Origin of the sequence: Leuconostoc inhae (assembly GCF_019656015.1) — a bacterium.
Classification (GTDB): domain Bacteria; phylum Bacillota; class Bacilli; order Lactobacillales; family Lactobacillaceae; genus Leuconostoc; species Leuconostoc inhae_A.
Map to the genome: position 1 here is coordinate 61472 of NZ_BPKW01000005.1, position 18529 is coordinate 80000.

An 18529-nucleotide genomic window follows, 5' to 3' on the forward strand; every position below is an offset into this window, starting at 1 on the left:
ATTATGAGTAATCCAATTTTAAAAGTTGAAAATTTGCACGTAAACTTCAATACTTACGCAGGAACAGTGCAAGCAATTCGTGACGTATCGTTTGATCTAAACCAAGGCGAGACTTTGGCCATTGTTGGTGAATCTGGATCTGGCAAGTCAGTGACGACAAAAACATTAATGGGATTGAATGCAAAAAATGCTTTGATTCCAGATAATTCACGATTAATGTTTAAAGATCGTAACTTACTTGATTTGACGGAAGAAGAATGGCAATCTGTCCGTGGCAATGAAATTGCTATGATTTTCCAAGATCCTATGACTAGCCTTGATCCAACGATGAGAATCGGCATGCAAATTGCTGAACCGCTGATGAAACATCGTAAAATGAAAAAAGAGGCAGCGTTGGCACGTGCATTAGAGTTGATGAAAGGTGTTGGTATCCCCAATGCTGAAGAACATATCAATGATTATCCACATCAATGGTCTGGTGGTATGCGACAACGTGCGGTTATTGCTATTGCGTTGGCAGTTGATCCTGAAATTTTGATTGCTGATGAGCCAACGACTGCACTGGATGTAACCATTCAGGCACAAATCTTAAATTTAATGAAAGAATTACAAAAAGATACGGGTAGCTCAATTATTTTTATTACCCATGATTTGGGTGTTGTTGCTGGTATGGCTAATCGTGTGGCAGTAATGTATGCTGGTAAAATTGTTGAATATGGCACAGTTGATGAAATATTCTTTAATCCACAGCACCCCTACACTTGGGGATTGTTAAACTCCATGCCAACAACTGATACCAAAGTTGGCTCTTTGGTTGCTATTCCTGGCACGCCACCAGATTTATTAGATCCACCAACTGGTGATGCCTTTGCCTCACGTAACGAATACGCTTTAGCTATTGATTTAAAGGAAGAGCCACCGTTCTTTCGAGTAAGTGATACACATTATGCAGCGACTTGGTTGCTTGATGAACGTGCACCTAAAGTGACACCACCGGTACAAATTCAAAAACGTTGGACACGATGGCTAGAAATTCAAGGACAGGGGGCTCAATCATGACTGAAGAAACACCGAAGAAGTTAGTTGAGCTTAAAGACTTGCAACTTTATTTTAATAAAGGTAAGGCTAATGAAGTTCGTGCTATTGACCATGTGACTTTTGATATTTACGAGGGTGAAATATTTGGCTTAGTTGGCGAATCAGGTTCTGGTAAGACAACAATTGGTCGTGCAATTTTGAAATTACATGAGCCGACTGCAGGCGAAATATTGTTTAATGGTGAAGATGTCACGCACTTGAAAGGCAAGGCATTATTGGAATTTCGTAAAAGTGCCCAAATGATTTTCCAAGATCCGCAAGCAAGTTTAAATGGTCGTATGAAAGTACGTGATATCATTGCTGAAGGTATTGATATCAATAAGCTGGCTAAAAATAAGTCGGAACGTGATGAGAAGGTTCAGCAATTATTAAAATTAGTTGGTTTAAATGAGGACCATGCCTCACGTTATCCACATGAATTTTCAGGCGGTCAAAGGCAACGTATCGGGATTGCACGGGCATTAGCCGTTGATCCTAAATTCATCATAGCTGACGAACCTATTTCAGCTTTGGACGTTTCTATCCAAGCGCAAGTTGTTAATTTAATGAAAGAGTTGCAAAAGAGACATTCACTAACTTATCTATTCATTGCCCATGATTTGTCGATGGTGAAGTATATTTCTGATCGTATTGGTGTGATGCATTGGGGTAAGTTACTTGAGATTGGCTCAGCTGACGCAGTATATAACCACCCGCTACATCCATATACTAAGAGTTTGTTATCTGCTATTCCAGTGCCAGATCCAGAAGTTGAAAGTTTGAGAAAACACGTTGCGTACGATACAACGGTCGAGACAGACGGTAAAGAGCGGCATATGATTGAAGCAAATCCAGGCCATTTTGTTTTGGCAACAGATGAAGAAGCCGCGTTATATAAATCACAACAAAGTCTATAAACTATTAAAAGCTGTCATGAAGTTATGACAGCTTTTATATTGCACATTATCATGAAATTAAAATGAAAAATGTGTATAATTAACATGAGTTATTAATGAGAAAGTAGGATAATATGGTACGATTACAAGATAATTTTTTTGAAGCAATTAACGGTGATTGGGAGCAGACAGCAGTCATTCCTAATGATAAGCCACGTACAGGTGGGTTCAGTGATTTGTCTGACGAAATTGAACAATGGTTGGTAACAACAACCAAAAATTGGCAAAACGGGGACGATGTACCTGAAACAGCTATTTTAAAAAACTTTGTTGCGTATCATCGTTTGGCAGCTGACACAAAAACACGAGATGCACTTGGAACATCCCCTGTGCAGCCACTAATTGAAAAATATCAAAGCTACACGTCGTTTGCGGATTTTGCAAGTCATATTGTTGAACTAGAAAAATCAGGTTTTCCTAATGCTTTGCCGTTAGGCGTTGAACCAGATTTCAAAGATGCGCAAACAAATGTTTTATGGGCGGGTGCTTTGAGTATTCTTTTACCAGACACAACCTACTATGAAAAAGGGCATGCACAAGGCGAAATATTGTTAGCTAAGTTTCGCGAAGAACAAGAAAGTCTGTTACCACATTTTGGTTTTTCAAAATCTGAAACGACTGAACTAATTGATCAATATCTAACGCTTGATGCACGTGCTGCTAAAGTAGTTTTGAGTCAAGAAGAAAATCATGAGTATGCTAAGTTATATCATCCTTATGATTGGCAGACATTTACAAATTTGGCGCCAGAATTACCACTCAACGATATTTTAACTGCATTAATTGGCCAAAAACCAGATAAAGTTATTGTGCCAGAAGAACGTTTTTGGGCTGCAGCTGATCAATTTTATTCAGAGAAAGCTTGGCCATTATTAAAAGCTTATCTCATAGTAACGGTAGCTAATCAATTTACAAGTTATTTATCTGACAAAATTCGTGTTTTGGGTGGTCAATATCAACGGGAATTGACTGGATTACCAGAAGCCATGGGTGCTGAAAAAGCGGCTGTCTATTTGGCTGCACAGCCATTTAATCAGGCAATTGGCGTTTATTATGCGCAACAAAAATTTTCGCCCGAGGCCAAAGCAGATGTTGAAAATAAAGTAACAACAATGATTGCTATTTTCAAACAACGTTTGCAAGCTAATCAATGGCTTAATGAAACAACGCGTCAAAAAGCCATTATTAAGCTTAATACAATCGTACCTCACATTGGTTATCCGGAAAAATTACCCGACCGCTTGTACAAAAAAATAGTACAACCAGAAATGACATTATTTGACACAGCAACGCAATTTAGACAAATTGAAATTGCGCATGCATGGTCACAGTGGCATCAGCCTGTGGATCGTAGCGAGTGGCATATGCCGGCACATTTAGTTAATGCGTATTATGATCCACAACAAAATCAAATTGTCTTTCCAGCTGCTATTTTACAAGCCCCATTTTATAGCTTGCAGCAATCGTCATCAGCTAATTATGGTGGCATTGGTGCGGTTATTGCCCATGAAATTTCTCATGCATTTGATACGAATGGGGCTTCATTTGATGAGTATGGTAGCTTAAATAATTGGTGGACAGATGCAGATTTTGCGGCATTTAAGTTGCGTACAGATAAAGTTGTCAAACAATTTGATGGACTTGACTCATATGGTGCTAAAGTGAATGGCAAGTTGACTGTATCTGAAAACGTGGCAGATTTGGGTGGTTTAGCAGCCGCATTAGCAGCCGCTAAACTAGATTCAGACTTCTCTGCAGTCGCATTTTTTGAGAGTTGGGCAACAATTTGGCGTATGAAAGCACGTCCAGAATATATGCGCTTATTAGCTGCGTCTGATCCTCATGGACCAGCAGCCCTGCGCGTTAATGTACAAGTTAAAAATTTTGATGAATTCTTTGATGCATTTGACGTGAAACCTGATGATGACATGTGGTTAGCGGCAGGCGAACGTGTGCAAATTTGGTAAGGTAATTTATATTAATGGTCACAAGTCATAGATATCAGCATAATTATCTTGTTTGAAAAATAAAGAATGTTATTAATGTTTTATTTGAGCTCTACGTAATGTGTCAATTTCCACTCAATGCTATTTGATATTTTGGTATACTTATAGTTACACCATAAAAAGGGATAGTAAATGGAGATTATGAGTAAAAAAAATGGAGTAGTTATAGCGATAGTAGCTTTGTTAGTTGCGCTTGTTCCGATTATTGAGTTGTGGCATACCAAAACAGTGTATTCTGGAGCTGATTTACAATTTCACATTAATCGTATTCATGAATTAGTGACACAAGTTCGTTCGGGGAATGTTAATTTTATTTCTTATGCGTCATTTAATAGTGTTGGTAGTGGCGTGCAATATTTTTATCCGTCATTAACGTTAGCACCAGCAATACTCGTGTTTTTATTGATTAAAAACAGTGTGACAGCATATTATATAACGTTAGGTGTCTATGGGATAATTAGCTTTGTAATTGCACAATATTCGTTTGATAAATTATTAAAAGATAAATGGTTATCAATTTGTAGTAGTGTTATATTTTCATTATCTGCGTATCGTGTTTTTTCAATCATAGGTGTATCTGCCTTTGGAGAATTCATTGCTATTGCATGGATACCATTGATCTTTTTAGGTTATTATCGCATAGTGAAAAAAGAGGAATGGCGAACGCTTTTTATCGCAGTCACTTTAATGGGATATACGCACTTACTGAGTTTAGTTTTGACAGTTATCATCTTAAGTATGGTCACACTTGTTAGATTAGTTCTGAACTATCAGAAAGTAATCAGTGAGTTAGGTAGTTATGTTAAAGCAATAATAAGTTTTTCATTAAGCTTTTTGGCATTTTTAGTACCATTTTTGATGCTAACAAAACATAATAACATTGTTTCGCCTGATGCAGTTCTTCATTATCAATGGGCAAAAAGTTTTGCTGGTTATTATGTATCGAGTATTCATTTGGTATCAACACGAACACTAGGCTTTGTGTTTCTGATCACTTTGGCTGGGATATTTGTGATGTGGAAGATACTTTCTAAACAAACACGTATGTATTTTTGGATTGGCCTAGGATTAACCTTTATTGCTTCTTCTGATTTTCCATGGTTTATGTGGGAAAATACAGCCGTTGCGACATTACAATTTCCTTATCGTATATTGCCATTTGCTATATTTTTCTTAACAATTGCTAGCGTTTTAGCTATTAAGGATATTGCTAACAATAATGGTTCTCAATATACTAAGAAAGTATTGGCTGTTGTATTGATTTTAATTACTATAGGGACAACTTTGATTAGTATTCATGCATATAAAAAAGATATCAATCACACGTATCGCATAGAGACAACTAGTAAAGGATATTTGAACTATACGCCTTTTGCTACATATCGTGTGACAGCAAGTACATTTGATAAACAATACAATAATTACTTTAATACGTATGGTGCATTTGATTATTGGACAGCATTAGCTTTGAAAAATAAACCAACAATATTGGCGCACAAAGTATTAAATGATGATGGAAAGCAAATATTTTCTAAGACAATTCAAGGCAAATCCAACATCAGCTACGTTGTTAATAATCCGAAACAACAAAGAGTAGACTTACCATTTTTGAAATACAATGGCATTAACTATGTAGTGAGTGTTGATGGGAAACAAACCAACTTACATTCATCAAAACGTGGTACATTATCGATTGAAGTAAATCGTGGACAACATCGTATCATGATACAAACAAGGATGAATAAGTTATTCGTTATGAGTGTAGCGATTAGTTTATTTAGTATCATAATAATTATGATTTTTCCATATTGGACAAAACGTCAATAAATGTCACTTTTAGTATTAAGGTTACCTTGCCAAAGGGTACCTTAATATTTTTTTACGATAAAATGCAAGAAATGAGTTATAAATTTTGATAGAGTATTGTATATTGAAGATAATCGGTTAATGCCAGGTACATTAAATACCATACGCGCCATCTTTGTAGTAGAAGCTTTATTGTTCATTATCATTACTAAATTGAAAGTAGCGTTAAGTAAATTATAGTTGTTGTATTTGGAGCCGATATTATAATAAATATAACTATTCATTTAGTGCAGAAACTAATTATTATTGTGTCACTTTGGAAGGTGTTTTGTTTGTTATGAAATTTTTTTAAAAGTAATTGGAAGATAGTCTATTAAAAAACCTTGCTAAATGTTTCAAAATTTGGTATTATTATATAGTTGTTTGAGATATGGGAGTGTAGCGAAGTCTGGCTAAACGCGACGGACTGTAACTCCGTTCCTTCGGGTTCGTAGGTTCGAATCCTACCGCTCCCATAGCCGATTTAATAGTTAACGGCTAAAAAGATTAACTATTGCCCCTTCGCCAAGTGGTAAGGCAGTGGTTTTTGGTACCGCTATGCGCTGGTTCGAATCCAGCAGGGGCAATACAATTAACTAAAAAAGAGCTGAAAAGCTCTTTTTTAGTTATCTACTATTCTGATATAATTCAGATGTAAAAAGTATATTGCCGGTAAAATTAATCCGATGCCGTAAACGCTTTGCGAACAGCAAGCGGTAAATTTGCATACACAAGTTTATAGGAATGTATAATCATGTTTTCAATTTCTTGATCTGATAATGCTGATGTTGTGAGTTTAATCGAATTCCAATGTTTTTTATTTGCATAATATCCTGCAGTAATATCAGGGTAAATCTCACGCAGTTCGATATTAGCATCTGGATCACCCTTTAATGTAATAATTGAGGTTTCAGATGCAGTAGGAGACATCAAGCCAAACATTTTTCCGGAAATGTCAAAATAAATTGTGTGCCAATCTTCACGAAAATATACTTTGGCATGCGGTAAACTAGATCCAAAATCCTGAAAATGCTTTATTCGCGTGATGATTATTGGATTGACCATGAGCGAGTATCCTCCCAGCATTATTTTATGTTTATTATATCAAAAAAAGCTCAAGTGAATAACACTTGAGCTTCAAATAAAATGTGATTAATGTAAAACGGTTATTTCAATGGTTGCCATTGCCAATTTTCTACTTCTGGCAAGTCAGTGCCTTTTGTTCTTGTATAGGTAACGTGTTTATCAAGCATATCTGTCATTTCTTGAATAAGATCAGTATGTTTGATAGCGACATCATCTGGTAAGACATTAATAACAGACTTGACAAGGTTAAATCTATCAATTTGATTAAGTACACGCATATCAAATGGTGTTGTAATATCACCAGATTCGCGATAACCATGAACTGTGAGATTATGATTATGACGTTTGAAGAAGATGGACTCAATCATAGGTTCATAACCGTGGAAGGCAAACAAAACAGGTGTATCTGTTGTAAAGTAACTATCGAATTCATCATCACTCAAACCATAAGTTGCGTCTGCGCGTAATTTAAACAAGTCTAAGACGTTGATATAACGAATTTTCAACGTTGGCATATGTTGATTGAGAATTTGTATAGCTGCTAAACTTTCAGTAGTTGGTTCAGAACCAGCAGAGGCAATAATAATATCAGGCTTTTCGCCATGATCAGTGCTTGCCCAGTCAATCACGCGCAAGCCATTTTTCACCAGTTGTTGTGCTTCATCAGGAGAAAACCATTGCAAACGAGGATGTTTGCTGGCAACAATATAGTTGATTTGTTGCTTAGCCTGTACAGCATGTTGGAAAGTTGCGACTAAACTATTGGCATCTGCTGGGAAAAATTCACGAACAAAATTAGGTTGCTTTTCATATAACATGGTTGTGACACCAGGATCTTGGTGTGAATAACCATTATGATCTTGTTGGAATACTGTTGAGTCAGCAATAATATTGATAGCTGGCACATCTTTACGCCATGATACCTCGTGTGAATGATTCAACCACTTGAAGTGTTGTACAATCATATCATCAACTTCACGAATGAAGACTTCATAACTTGCAAAGAATCCATGTCGACCTGTCAAAGTGTAGGCCTCTAACATACCTTCGTCGTAGTGTTCAGAAAGCATCGAGTCAATAATACGACCTTCAGGTGCCATAAATTGGTCATTTGGTTCTTTAATTGGTAGCAACCATTGACGATTAGTTGTTTCAAAAACATCTTGGAAGCGGTTAGAGGCTGTTTCATCTGGCCCAAAGCCACGGAAATTAGTGGGATTAAGTTTAATAATGTCTCTGATATACTCACCTAACAAAATTGCATCTTGTGCCAAACGGTTTCCTGGTTTAGCGTCCTTAACCAGATAATTATCAAGATCAGGAAGTGATAACGGCTTAATGATACCTGCGTTGGTAACAGGATTACTTGCCATACGCAAATCTTTTTTAGGCAATACTTCTTGAATAGCTTCTGATAAATGACCATTATTATCAAATAATTCTTCTGGTTTATATGATTTTAGCCAATCAACGAGATCTGGTATATATTCAGGATGGTTTTGATCAGCAGGGATTGGAATTTGGTGAGCACGAAACGAGTTTTCAATAGGTTGACCATCCCAAGTCTTGGGACCAGTCCAGCCCTTGGGTGAACGTAAGACAATCATTGGCCAAATTGGGCGAGTAACGTTGTCACTTGTTTGTTGCGCTGCAGTTTCACGAATCTGTTTGATTTCTTCAAACACAGTGTCCATTGTTTTAGCCATTTCTTCATGAACTTGCATGATAGGCTTATCAAACGAACTAACGAAATAAGGATGCCAACCCAGACTATGGAAATATTCGGTTAAAGTATCATCAGATTCTCGTGACAAAACTGTTGGATTAGCAATTTTGAAACCGTTTAAATTCAAAATAGGTAATACAGTACCATCATTTTTTGGATTTAAAAACTTATTAACATGCCATGATGTCGCAAGAGGTGCGGTTTCTGCTTCACCATCGCCCACCACTACAGCAGCGATAAGATTTGGATTGTCTAACACAGCACCTGCACCATGTAAAATCGAATATCCTAATGCACCACCTTCATGAATAGAACCAGGTACTTTTGGATCAACATGTGAAGCAACACCACCTGGAAATGAAAAACGTTTGAACATTTTTTGCATACCAGTCAAATCTTGCGTAATTTCTGGGAAAGCTTCAGTATAGCTGCCATCTAAGTAAGCATTAGAAATCATGACTTGGCCACCGTGCCCTGGGCCTTCAACATAAAACATATCTAAATCAAATTTGTTAATTGCGCGGTTTAAATGTGCATAAATGAAGTTTTGGCTAGGAATGGTTCCCCAATGGCCGATAGGATGAATTTTTACTTGATCTGCGGTAAGTTTTTCTTTGAGTAGTGGATTATCTAACAAGTAGAGCTGGCCAACTGATAAATAATTAGCTGCCCGCCAGTAAGCATCTAAATGCTGAAGATAATCTTTTGAATCAATATTCATGTTTATTCCTCCAAGTTATGATGGTATATATAACAATGTGTATGAGATAATCATGTAAAAATTACAGCGACGTTTGATCATTACTTTGCAAAGTATTATGAAAAATCTAAAACTAAATTTGTTAGACATCAACTATTTTTTTACATACTCATCGTAATGGCTGTTGGATAAAAAGTCAATACCAATATTTAAATTGGACCGAACCAATTTAAGTATTGGTATTTTCTTTTAGAGAAGATATCGCTCACGGTAGGCGTTTATGAGATGAAAAAGTTATTTTATTAAATAGTTAGGCTTGCATCATTTTTATGATGTATGGTAGAATCACTTTGTTATTAATCGATTAATAATTAACATGCTAGGGGTGCTTTTAAAAAAGCTGAGAGAGAAGTGACAAACTTTGAACCCTTTGAACCTGATCTGTTGCAAGCAGCGTAGGAAAGTATGATACATACGATGGTTGTTCGTGGAACCATGTGGAAAACCATACGATATCTATCTGGAGCGTTTGTAATGATGACAGCAGTTATTACAAACGCTTTTTCTATACAGTTAAATTTAGGAGGAAGATTTTTGAACAAACGTATTTTTTTGGCTGCACCATTTAAACAGCTGATGACGGCAGAACAAGTGATTGACTCAGAAAACAAGAACCTGATTAATCGAATGATTGATCTACTGGAAAGTCATCATTTTGTGGTTGATAATGCGCATAAACGCGAAGACTGGGGAAAAAATATGATGACACCAAACCAGTGTACGCAGGCGGATTTTCAAGCGATTAAAAACTGTCAGTTATTTATGGCATTTCCAGGCACACCCGCTTCACCAGGAACACATATAGAGATTGGATGGGCATCAGCATTTGAAAAACCAATTGTTTTGCTTTTACAAAAAGAGACAACTTATGCTTATTTAGTCAGTGGCTTAGGTGCAATTGGTAATGTTAAATACCTGTATTATGAAGATACTGCTGATTGTTTATTACAAATACAACATTTTTTGAATCAGTATTAAAAATAGCGATTATAGATAATTAAGGGAATTGGTATGACAACTTATAAAACATTAGACAGTGCTTATATGTCTGTATTAGATGATCTATATTATCATGCAGATTTTTATAATGCACCACGTGGTTTCAAAAGCCGTGAAAAATTAGCGTTTAATTTTGCGCTTGAAAATCCAGTTCAACGTGGTATATATAACCCAAAACGAAAAAGTAATATTATTTTTAATTTTGCAGAGGCCCTATGGTATTTATCTGGTAGTAATAAACTGAGTGATATTAGTTATTACAATCAACGTATGCCTGATTATTCAATGGATAAAAAAACCTTAACCGGTACAGCATATGGGGCTAAAATTTTTCATTTTGGACAAGCACAGTTGAATCAATGGGAAAATGTTAAAAAAATTTTACGTGAAGATCCAGATTCCAAACGTGCTGTGGTGCAAATTTTTGACGCTAATGAATTGGCAGTTGTAGACAATTTGGATGTTTCATGTACACTTGGCTTACAATTTTTAATTCGTGACAATGAATTGCATATGGTTAGCTATATGCGAGCAAATGACGCATTTAGAGGTTTGGTAAGTGATGTGTTTTCGTTCACTGTGATACAAGAAGTCATGGCAACTGAACTTAATCTGGCGGTCGGTCATTATTATCATAGTGTGGGAACCATGCATATTTATGAACCAGATAATCAATGGGTAACTCATGTGTTAGAAGAAAAGCAATATGAGCAATTTGTTTTCCCGAGTATGCCTAAGGAAAATAACTGGTCAATGATTCAAAAGTTGATGATCTATGAAAGGCAATTACGTCAAAATCAAGTAACGATAAACTGGCAAGATATTGAGCAAACTGGTTTATCAATATATTGGCAACAAGTCCTTGCCTTATTTAGTATTTATCAAATGATTCATTACCATAAAGTAATTGATGACGATGTAGTCGCACATTTATTACCAATATATTGTTATTTTTTACATAATAAATGGCCGGATAAAATAAAGGTGGGAAAATTATGATAGAAAACATATTCAAAGATAATAAAATTGCGAATCAATTTAATCAGTATAATGATGTGTTAGAACAAGTGTTAGGATATGATAAAATATTTTCGTATTTTTCAGGAAAGTCACTTGATACAATTTTAGATTATGGTTGTGGACCTGGTAAAGTATCCCTCAGATTAGCACAACAAACTACTGCGCATATTTTAGCAGTGGATGAGTCTCCAAAAATGATCAATTTGGCTAAAACAGAAAGAGCACATAAAAATGTTACTTATGATGTTGTTGAAAATGATCATTTAAAGGGTGTACAAGATAATACAATTGGTGGCGCTATTGCTTGTTACGTGTTTATAAATAATCATTCTGAAAAACGTATTCAACATATTATGGCAGAAATATATCGTGTGCTAAAACCTGGCAGTCGCTTTATGGTATTGGATACAAATCCAAATACAACAGGTATTCCGTTTTCAACATTTCAAAATGGCGAAACGGGAAAACATTACGGTTATGGTGAACCAAGAGTAGAAACATTGCATGTCTCCGAGGATGAAGATCTTATTTTGCATGATTTCAATTGGCCCAATCGCATGTATGAAGGCAATTTAAAAAAAGCTGGTTTTTTAAACGTACAAGTCAGTTACCCCGTGTTAAGCGATTTTACGATTGGACAATTAAAAGAAATTGAAAAAACGTACCATTATAACCATTGGACAAATGAAAGAACGAAATCGCCATTTATTATGTATCAAGCGGTTAAATAATAATTATATTGAACGATGGCAAATAGTTGCTAAAAATTAGTGGCAAGTTATAAATGACTGAATTCAAAATATTAAAAGGCTTGACATAGGCATACTTTAATATTAGAATCAGTACATGTATTATAAACAAAAAAGAGAAAAATAATATAAATGCAAAAAAACATAGAAAATTCAAATTATTCCATCATTATTAACCTACTTCTCAGGTAACGTTTAGTAGGCTAATTTTTGTGGCTGTCTACTAAAATGTTTCAATTTAGTAGACAGTTGCGGGCTAATGTTGATTAAGGCGTGCCAACTGTGAAAGCAGTTTGGGATGCCTTTTTATATACAATAAGGTAGTCATTATGACATATTCTTATTCGTTGTTGAGGAACCAAAACGATTTGAATGATGCACCACCAGTTAGTAAGAGGGCCAAAATGGTTAACGTAGAAAAATTTATTCATACACGAAAACGTTTGAAAATGTCACAAATGACGCTTTGCACCAATATTTGCACACAAGCTACTTTATCTAAATTTGAAAATCATCAACAAGTACCGGCATTTGATATTATGATGTCCCTTTGCGAACGTTTAGGATTAACATTAAACGATATTTTTCCAATTAATGTGAAATTAAAAACAACACCTAATGAGCAAATTCTCGTACTTGCTATGAAAGCTTTGTTTTATCAAGATTTAGTTAAATATAATCAGTTGATGAAACAAGTTGACAGAGATAACATATTAGATTTAGAGCAACATACTTACCAATTACTGCAATATTTTTCATTAGTTTTTTTTGAACAGAATAGTGTACGATCAACAAAACTAATTAAAAAAATGGCGGTTTCCCAATTTGATCAGTTACAACAATTATTATTTTATGCGATAACTATTCATTATTATTACCAACAAGGTTTTTTTTCTGAAGCGAAAAAAATATTTGATGATGTTTGGCGACACCAACAAAAAATGACGGTAGCAGATCAATCAGGTTTCCAAGCAGCAATAATTTACTTATTAGCACAATATCAAATGTCGCTTAAAAATTATAAATATGCTATGATGTTGGCAACTTATGGAATCGATTTAATAAATGGTAGCGACGGCACTTATTTCTTAGAAAATTTGTTTTGGTTGTTGGTAGAAGCTAGTGACATATGGCATAATCAAAATTTTATTGTCAATGAAATGATTGATAATGCCCGCATGATTGCAAAATTCCATAAAAATGAAAGCATGCTGAATAAGATTAGTCAGCGAAAAAAGGATAGATAATATGACAACATTAAAAGTAGAAAATTTACATGTTTCAGTAGCCGGTAAAGAAATTTTAAAAGGTGTCGATTTGATTGTTAATACAGGTGAAATACATGCCATTATGGGACCAAATGGTACGGGAAAATCAACATTGTCGCAAACGATTATGGGACATCCAGCATATCAAGTTACACAAGGTAATATTTACATGGATGGTCAAAATTTAGCTGACCTGTCAGTTGATGAGCGTGCCCGTGCAGGATTGTTTTTGGCGATGCAGTATCCCTCAGAAATTCAAGGTGTTACCAATGCTGAATTTATGCGCGCGGCAATCAATGCACGACGTCCTGAAAATGATCAAATTAATGTGATGTCGTTTATTGAAAAACTAGATGAAAAACGTGAATTTTTGGCTATGACCGAAGAAATGGCCGAACGTTACCTCAATGAGGGATTTTCTGGTGGCGAGAAAAAGCGAAATGAAATTTTGCAGATGATGATGATTGAACCTCAAATTGCTATTTTAGATGAAATTGATTCTGGATTAGATATTGATGCCTTAAAAGTTGTTTCACGCGGTGTTAATAGTATGCGTTCTGATGAATTTGGGACACTGATGATTACACATTATCAACGGTTGCTTGACTACATTGTGCCTGATTTTGTTCATGTGATGATGGGTGGCAAAATTGTTAAAACAGGTGATGCCAGTTTAGCGAAAAAATTAGAAGCCGAAGGATATGCAGGTTTGCGAGACGAACTAGGTTTGGATGTACATCTAACAGATGAAGAAATAAACGCGGAGGTCTAATATGGCTAATAATATTGCAAGAGCGCCGTTACCATTACCAGAATTTGCTAAAGTCAGATATCATTCGTGGCAACTTGATGATTTGACACCAGCTACGGAAAATACGGAAACAACTTATTTTATGCAGAACCCTACTAGTGGTATTGAAGTGAGTGGACAATCTACTACGTATCGGCATGTGTCGGAAGAGATGATATCACAAGGTGTCATTGTAATGGGTATGAAACAAGCACAAATGGCACATGGTGATTTAGTTAAAAAACTTATTGGGCGTGTTATTTCAAAACAGGCTGATCGTTTATCTGCTCAAAACTATGAACAATTTAACACGGGTATATTTGTATATATTCCAGAACATGTACAAGTTGATGATGTTTTGCATCTGATATTGAATCATTTGGCCATGTCAGGTCAAGATTTCGTGGCTCGGGTTTTTGTTTATATTGGTGCACATTCAAAGGTTACCATTTTGCAAGAAATGCATACGATTGGTTCTGAAAAAACAAAAGCTTCTGTGGTCATTGAGGTCTTAGCCAATATTGGTGCGCAGGTGACTTACGCTAATATTGATTCTTTTGGGGAACAGACAACAGCATTTATTAATCGAGAAGCCATCGTTAGCGATCATGCGACTGTTGATTGGCAAAATGCTGAATTTAATGATGGCAATATTGTGATACGAGTAGCTAGTCAATTAAACGGCGAAGGGGCGACATCGCATGCTAATGTCATTGGTTTAACGATAAAAAAGCAAACACAAGGTCTGGTCACAACTGTTCTAAATAAAGGGCGTCATACTGTCGGGCGTATTTTTCAACGTGGTGTGATTTTAAATCGCTCAACCTTAGTATTTAATGGCATTGGTAAAATAATTAAAGGTGCCAAAGGATCAGACGCGCAACAAGAATCACGCGTATTGATGTTATCACGTCGAGCGAGAGGGGATGCTAATCCGTTATTGTTAATTGATGAAAATGATGTGACAGCAGGCCATGCTGCTTCTGTTGGCCGTGTAGATGACAATCAAATGTATTATTTAATGAGCCGTGGTATCAGTGAACGCATGGCTCGCAAGTTAGTTATTCGTGGCTTTATGGGAGAGGTTTTAGCAAAAATGCCAACTCAGGCAGCCCAACAAAAAGTCATGGCAGAAATAGAAAGAAAGTTACAATATGAAGACGATTAGATCCGATTTTCCAATTTTAAATCAAAAAATTAATGGGCAACAAATGATTTATTTAGATAGTGCAGCGACCTCACAAAAACCGCAAGTTATGATTGATGCTTTGGTTCAGTACTATCAAAACGATAATGCGAATGTTCATCGTGGTATTTATGACCTGTCACAACGGGCCACTGAACAATATGAACAGGCACGCGACAAAGTACAAGTCTTTATTCATGCCAAAAAACGGACAGAAATTTTATTTACGCGTGGCACAACTGAATCATTAAACTGGTTAGCAAGCACATATGGTGCTGATGAAATTAAACCAGGTGATGACATTCTTTTATCGTATATGGAACATCATTCAAATATCGTACCATGGCAACAATTGGCAAAACGTGTTGGGGCAAATTTGAAATACATTGATCTTAATGATGACGGGACGTTAAATTTAGCTGATGCTGAACAAAAAATGACTAATAAAACGAAGATAGTTGCGGTGACACATGTTTCGAATGTTTTAGGGGTTGTTAATCCCATTAAATTACTCGCCAAAATGGCTCATGAACATGGCGCTATTATGATTGCAGATGGCGCGCAATCGGTGCCTCATATGGCAGTCGATGTACAAGATATGGCTGTTGATTTTTTTGCTTTTTCGGGACACAAGATGTTGGGGCCAACAGGCATTGGTGTATTATACGGTAGAAGCGAACTATTGGAAAAAATGACGCCAGCACAATATGGTGGTGAAATGATTGAACGCGTCAGCTTGCATGAAGCGACATTTCAACCAATTCCTTGGCGTTTTGAAGCGGGGACACCAAATATTGCTGGTGCCATTGGGTTGGGTGCGGCTATTGATTATCTTACGCGTGTTGGTATGGCCAACGTGACAAAATATGAACACGAATTAGTAACTTACGCCATATCACAATTAACAAGTATTCCGGAAATTACGATTTATGGGCCACAAGATAGTGCGCATCATACCGGTGTGATTGCATTTAATATGGCTGGTGTGCACCCTCATGATTTAGCGACAGCGCTGGATCAAGAAGGCATCGAAGTGCGGGCAGGGCATCATTGTGCGCAACCGCTGATGACCTATTTAGGCATTGCAGCAACAGTACGTGTAAGTTTCTACCTCTACAATACTCGTGAAGAAATTGATCAATTAATTGCTACGCTTAAAAAAATTAAGGAGTATTTTAACCGTGAGTCTACACAATTTAGATAATTTATATCGTCAAACAATCATGTCATATGGCCAATACCCACATCATTTCCGACCAATGTTAGCACAAGAAACTTATCATATACAAAAGTATAATCCAACTTGTGGCGATATCATCGATTTGGCATTTGATATCGTTGATGATCAAGTGACTGATATTCATTTCTATGGTGATGGTTGTGTGATATCAAAAGCATCAGCATCTATGATGGGTGATTTAATATCTGGAAAAACGCGTGCACAAGCGACAGTTTTAGTGACAGAATTTTCTAAAATGATGCGTGGTGAAACATCAGATATTAAGTCTCTTGGTGAATCGCAAATTTTATCTGGTGTCATAAAATTTCCCACGCGTATCAAATGTGCCACATTAGGATGGCATGCTTTAGATGAATTATTAGCAATAAAAAAATGACAGGAGGTGCGATGATGGAAATAGATAGACAAGAGGCAATTGATAAAACGCGTGCAGCGATTGCAATTGACAAAGCTGACGAGTTGGGTTTTCAAGACGATTATAAGGCAGTATTTTCGACAGGAAAAGGACTAAATGAGGCTATTATTCGTCAAATATCTGCTAAGAAAAATGAGCCACAATGGATGCTAGATTATCGGTTACAAGCTTATCAAACGTACCTTAGTATGGACATGCATAGCTGGGGGCCAGATCTAAGCCATATTCAGTTTGAAGATATTTATTATTATAATAAACCAACCAACGATAAGTATCGTGATTGGGACGATGTGCCATCTGAATTAAAAGAAACGTTTGAACGATTAGGCGTTCCTGAAGCAGAAAGAAAATGGTTAGCTGGATCTTCTGCACAGTATGAATCAGAAGTGGTGTATCATCGTATGAAAGATGAGTTTGCTAAAACAGGTATTATTTTTACTGACACTGATACGGCAATACAAGAGTATCCAGAACTGATAAAAGAATATTTTGGTTCTTTGGTAAAACCAACTAATAACAAATTAGCCGCTTTAAATGCTGCGGTTTGGTCTGGTGGTACCTTTATTTATGTGCCCAAAGGTGTTCATGTCAATACGCCGATTCAATCATATTTTCGAATAAATACAGAAAACGAAGGTCAATTTGAACGCACGCTTATTATTGTTGATGAGGGGGCACATGTTGATTATGTTGAAGGCTGCTCAGCACCAATGTATTCTGGAGACGCACTACATGCTGCTGTCGTTGAAGTTATCGTCAAAAAAGATGGTTACTGTCGGTATACAACGATTCAAAATTGGTCAAATAATGTGTATTCATTGGAAACAAAGCGTGCAGCTGCTTATGAAAATGCCACCATGGAATGGGTTGACGGTAATTTTGGATCGAAAACAACGATGAAATATCCATCAGTTTATTTAAATGGTGAGGGTGCTAAGGGCACGATGTTGTCAATTGCAGTGGCTGGTGAAGGCGTTAATTTAGATTCTGGGGCACAAATGATTCATAATGCTAAAAATACATCATCATCTATTATTTCAAAGTCAATTGCACACGATGGCGGGAAAACAGATTATCGTGGCACAGTTAAGTTTGGTCGTGAGTCTGATGGATCGTTTGCTCACGTTGAGTGTGACACGATTTTAGTTGATGATCGATCATCAGCAGACACAATTCCGTATAATACGATTTTAAACGGTAATGTATCGATGGAACATGAAGCAAAGGTTTCACGTGTGTCTGAAGAACAATTATATTACTTAATGACACGTGGCATTTCTGCAGAAAAGGCCACCGAAATGATCATCATGGGATTTATTGAGCCTTTCACAAAAGAATTACCAATGGAATATGCTGTGGAATTAAATCGTTTAATGAAATTCGAAATGGTTGGATCGGTGGGATAA

15 protein-coding genes, 2 tRNA genes and 1 riboswitch are annotated in these 18529 nt (G+C 36.3%); of the genes, 15 read left to right on the forward strand and 2 right to left on the reverse strand.

Translation table 11 applies throughout. From position 1 onward, the window contains the following. Positions 1-3 precede the first annotated feature (3 nt). From K5Q14_RS03980 to K5Q14_RS04005, 6 genes are all read left to right on the forward strand, one after another. The gene (locus K5Q14_RS03980) at positions 4-1059 is read left to right on the forward strand and encodes an ABC transporter ATP-binding protein (protein WP_220734543.1); all 1056 of its coding nucleotides are present in this window, start codon (positions 4-6) and stop codon (positions 1057-1059) included. Next, the gene (locus K5Q14_RS03985) at positions 1056-1994 is read left to right on the forward strand and encodes an ABC transporter ATP-binding protein (RefSeq protein ID WP_220734544.1); all 939 of its coding nucleotides are present in this window, start codon (positions 1056-1058) and stop codon (positions 1992-1994) included. The genes K5Q14_RS03980 and K5Q14_RS03985 overlap by 4 nt, the downstream gene beginning before the upstream one ends. Positions 1995-2107: 113 nt before the next feature. Then, positions 2108-4000, forward strand: a complete 1893-nt coding sequence (locus tag K5Q14_RS03990; RefSeq protein ID WP_220734545.1) for a M13-type metalloendopeptidase — start codon at positions 2108-2110, stop codon at positions 3998-4000. A gap of 180 nt (positions 4001-4180) precedes the next feature. Further along, entirely contained in the window at positions 4181-5866 is a 1686-nt protein-coding gene (locus tag K5Q14_RS03995) for a putative glycosyltransferase family protein (protein ID WP_246587551.1), read from the forward strand. A 411-nt stretch (positions 5867-6277) separates the two neighbouring features. Beyond that, positions 6278-6360, forward strand: a tRNA-Tyr gene (locus K5Q14_RS04000). Positions 6361-6399: 39 nt separating this feature from the next. Next, a tRNA-Gln gene (locus tag K5Q14_RS04005) sits at positions 6400-6471 on the forward strand. Between the two features lie 91 nt (positions 6472-6562). Here K5Q14_RS04005 and K5Q14_RS04010 read toward each other — a convergent pair. Both K5Q14_RS04010 and K5Q14_RS04015 read right to left on the reverse strand, forming a co-directional pair. Further along, positions 6563-6949 (reverse strand): MmcQ/YjbR family DNA-binding protein, encoded by a 387-nt coding sequence (locus tag K5Q14_RS04010; RefSeq protein WP_220734546.1) that lies wholly within the window; start codon positions 6947-6949, stop codon positions 6563-6565. Between the two features lie 101 nt (positions 6950-7050). Next, on the reverse strand, positions 7051-9417 hold the full coding sequence (locus tag K5Q14_RS04015) for a phosphoketolase family protein (protein WP_220734547.1): 2367 nt from the start codon (positions 9415-9417) through the stop codon (positions 7051-7053). A 350-nt stretch (positions 9418-9767) separates the two neighbouring features. Next, positions 9768-9875: riboswitch (TPP riboswitch) on the forward strand. A gap of 55 nt (positions 9876-9930) precedes the next feature. Between K5Q14_RS04015 and K5Q14_RS04020 the strand changes: the two genes are divergently transcribed. The 9 genes from K5Q14_RS04020 to sufB all read left to right on the forward strand — a co-directional run bounded on the left by K5Q14_RS04020 (position 9931) and on the right by sufB (position 18529). Further along, on the forward strand, positions 9931-10434 hold the full coding sequence (locus tag K5Q14_RS04020) for a nucleoside 2-deoxyribosyltransferase (RefSeq protein WP_220734548.1): 504 nt from the start codon (positions 9931-9933) through the stop codon (positions 10432-10434). 33 nt (positions 10435-10467) lie between these two features. Beyond that, complete coding sequence (locus K5Q14_RS04025; protein ID WP_220734549.1) at positions 10468-11454, forward strand: thymidylate synthase; 987 nt, start codon at positions 10468-10470, stop codon at positions 11452-11454. Then, positions 11451-12206, forward strand: coding sequence for a class I SAM-dependent methyltransferase (locus tag K5Q14_RS04030; RefSeq protein ID WP_220734550.1), 756 nt, complete (start codon positions 11451-11453; stop codon positions 12204-12206). The genes K5Q14_RS04025 and K5Q14_RS04030 overlap by 4 nt, the downstream gene beginning before the upstream one ends. 422 nt (positions 12207-12628) lie before the next feature. After that, positions 12629-13471, forward strand: a complete 843-nt coding sequence (locus tag K5Q14_RS04035) for a helix-turn-helix domain-containing protein (RefSeq protein WP_220734703.1) — start codon at positions 12629-12631, stop codon at positions 13469-13471. Between the two features lies 1 nt (position 13472). Continuing rightward, positions 13473-14264: a Fe-S cluster assembly ATPase SufC gene (sufC, locus tag K5Q14_RS04040; protein WP_220734551.1), complete on the forward strand. Its 792-nt coding sequence runs from the start codon at positions 13473-13475 to the stop codon at positions 14262-14264. Between the two features lies 1 nt (position 14265). Beyond that, entirely contained in the window at positions 14266-15450 is a 1185-nt protein-coding gene (sufD, locus tag K5Q14_RS04045; RefSeq protein ID WP_220734552.1) for a Fe-S cluster assembly protein SufD, read from the forward strand. Further along, positions 15437-16672 carry a cysteine desulfurase gene (locus K5Q14_RS04050; RefSeq protein ID WP_220734553.1) on the forward strand — a complete coding sequence of 412 codons (1236 nt, stop codon included), beginning with the start codon at positions 15437-15439 and terminating at the stop codon, positions 16670-16672. Before sufD ends, K5Q14_RS04050 begins: the two co-directional genes overlap by 14 nt. Further along, a complete protein-coding gene (gene sufU, locus K5Q14_RS04055) occupies positions 16650-17084 on the forward strand; it encodes a Fe-S cluster assembly sulfur transfer protein SufU (protein WP_220734554.1) in 435 nt (144 codons plus the stop codon). Before K5Q14_RS04050 ends, sufU begins: the two co-directional genes overlap by 23 nt. 14 nt (positions 17085-17098) lie before the next feature. Next, the gene (gene sufB / locus K5Q14_RS04060; RefSeq protein ID WP_246587562.1) at positions 17099-18529 is read left to right on the forward strand and encodes a Fe-S cluster assembly protein SufB; all 1431 of its coding nucleotides are present in this window, start codon (positions 17099-17101) and stop codon (positions 18527-18529) included.

Coding starts and splice junctions, on each gene's coding strand:
- K5Q14_RS03980 (WP_220734543.1), top strand. CDS start 4: ATGAGTAATCCAATTTTAAAAGTTGAAAATTTGCACGTAAACTTCAAT.
- K5Q14_RS03985 (WP_220734544.1), top strand. CDS start 1,056: ATGACTGAAGAAACACCGAAGAAGTTAGTTGAGCTTAAAGACTTGCAA.
- K5Q14_RS03990 (WP_220734545.1), top strand. CDS start 2,108: ATGGTACGATTACAAGATAATTTTTTTGAAGCAATTAACGGTGATTGG.
- K5Q14_RS03995 (WP_246587551.1), top strand. CDS start 4,181: ATGAGTAAAAAAAATGGAGTAGTTATAGCGATAGTAGCTTTGTTAGTT.
- K5Q14_RS04010 (WP_220734546.1), bottom strand. CDS start 6,949: ATGGTCAATCCAATAATCATCACGCGAATAAAGCATTTTCAGGATTTT.
- K5Q14_RS04015 (WP_220734547.1), bottom strand. CDS start 9,417: ATGAATATTGATTCAAAAGATTATCTTCAGCATTTAGATGCTTACTGG.
- K5Q14_RS04020 (WP_220734548.1), top strand. CDS start 9,931: ATGATGACAGCAGTTATTACAAACGCTTTTTCTATACAGTTAAATTTA.
- K5Q14_RS04025 (WP_220734549.1), top strand. CDS start 10,468: ATGACAACTTATAAAACATTAGACAGTGCTTATATGTCTGTATTAGAT.
- K5Q14_RS04030 (WP_220734550.1), top strand. CDS start 11,451: ATGATAGAAAACATATTCAAAGATAATAAAATTGCGAATCAATTTAAT.
- K5Q14_RS04035 (WP_220734703.1), top strand. CDS start 12,629: ATGGTTAACGTAGAAAAATTTATTCATACACGAAAACGTTTGAAAATG.
- sufC (WP_220734551.1), top strand. CDS start 13,473: ATGACAACATTAAAAGTAGAAAATTTACATGTTTCAGTAGCCGGTAAA.
- sufD (WP_220734552.1), top strand. CDS start 14,266: ATGGCTAATAATATTGCAAGAGCGCCGTTACCATTACCAGAATTTGCT.
- K5Q14_RS04050 (WP_220734553.1), top strand. CDS start 15,437: ATGAAGACGATTAGATCCGATTTTCCAATTTTAAATCAAAAAATTAAT.
- sufB (WP_246587562.1), top strand. CDS start 17,099: ATGGAAATAGATAGACAAGAGGCAATTGATAAAACGCGTGCAGCGATT.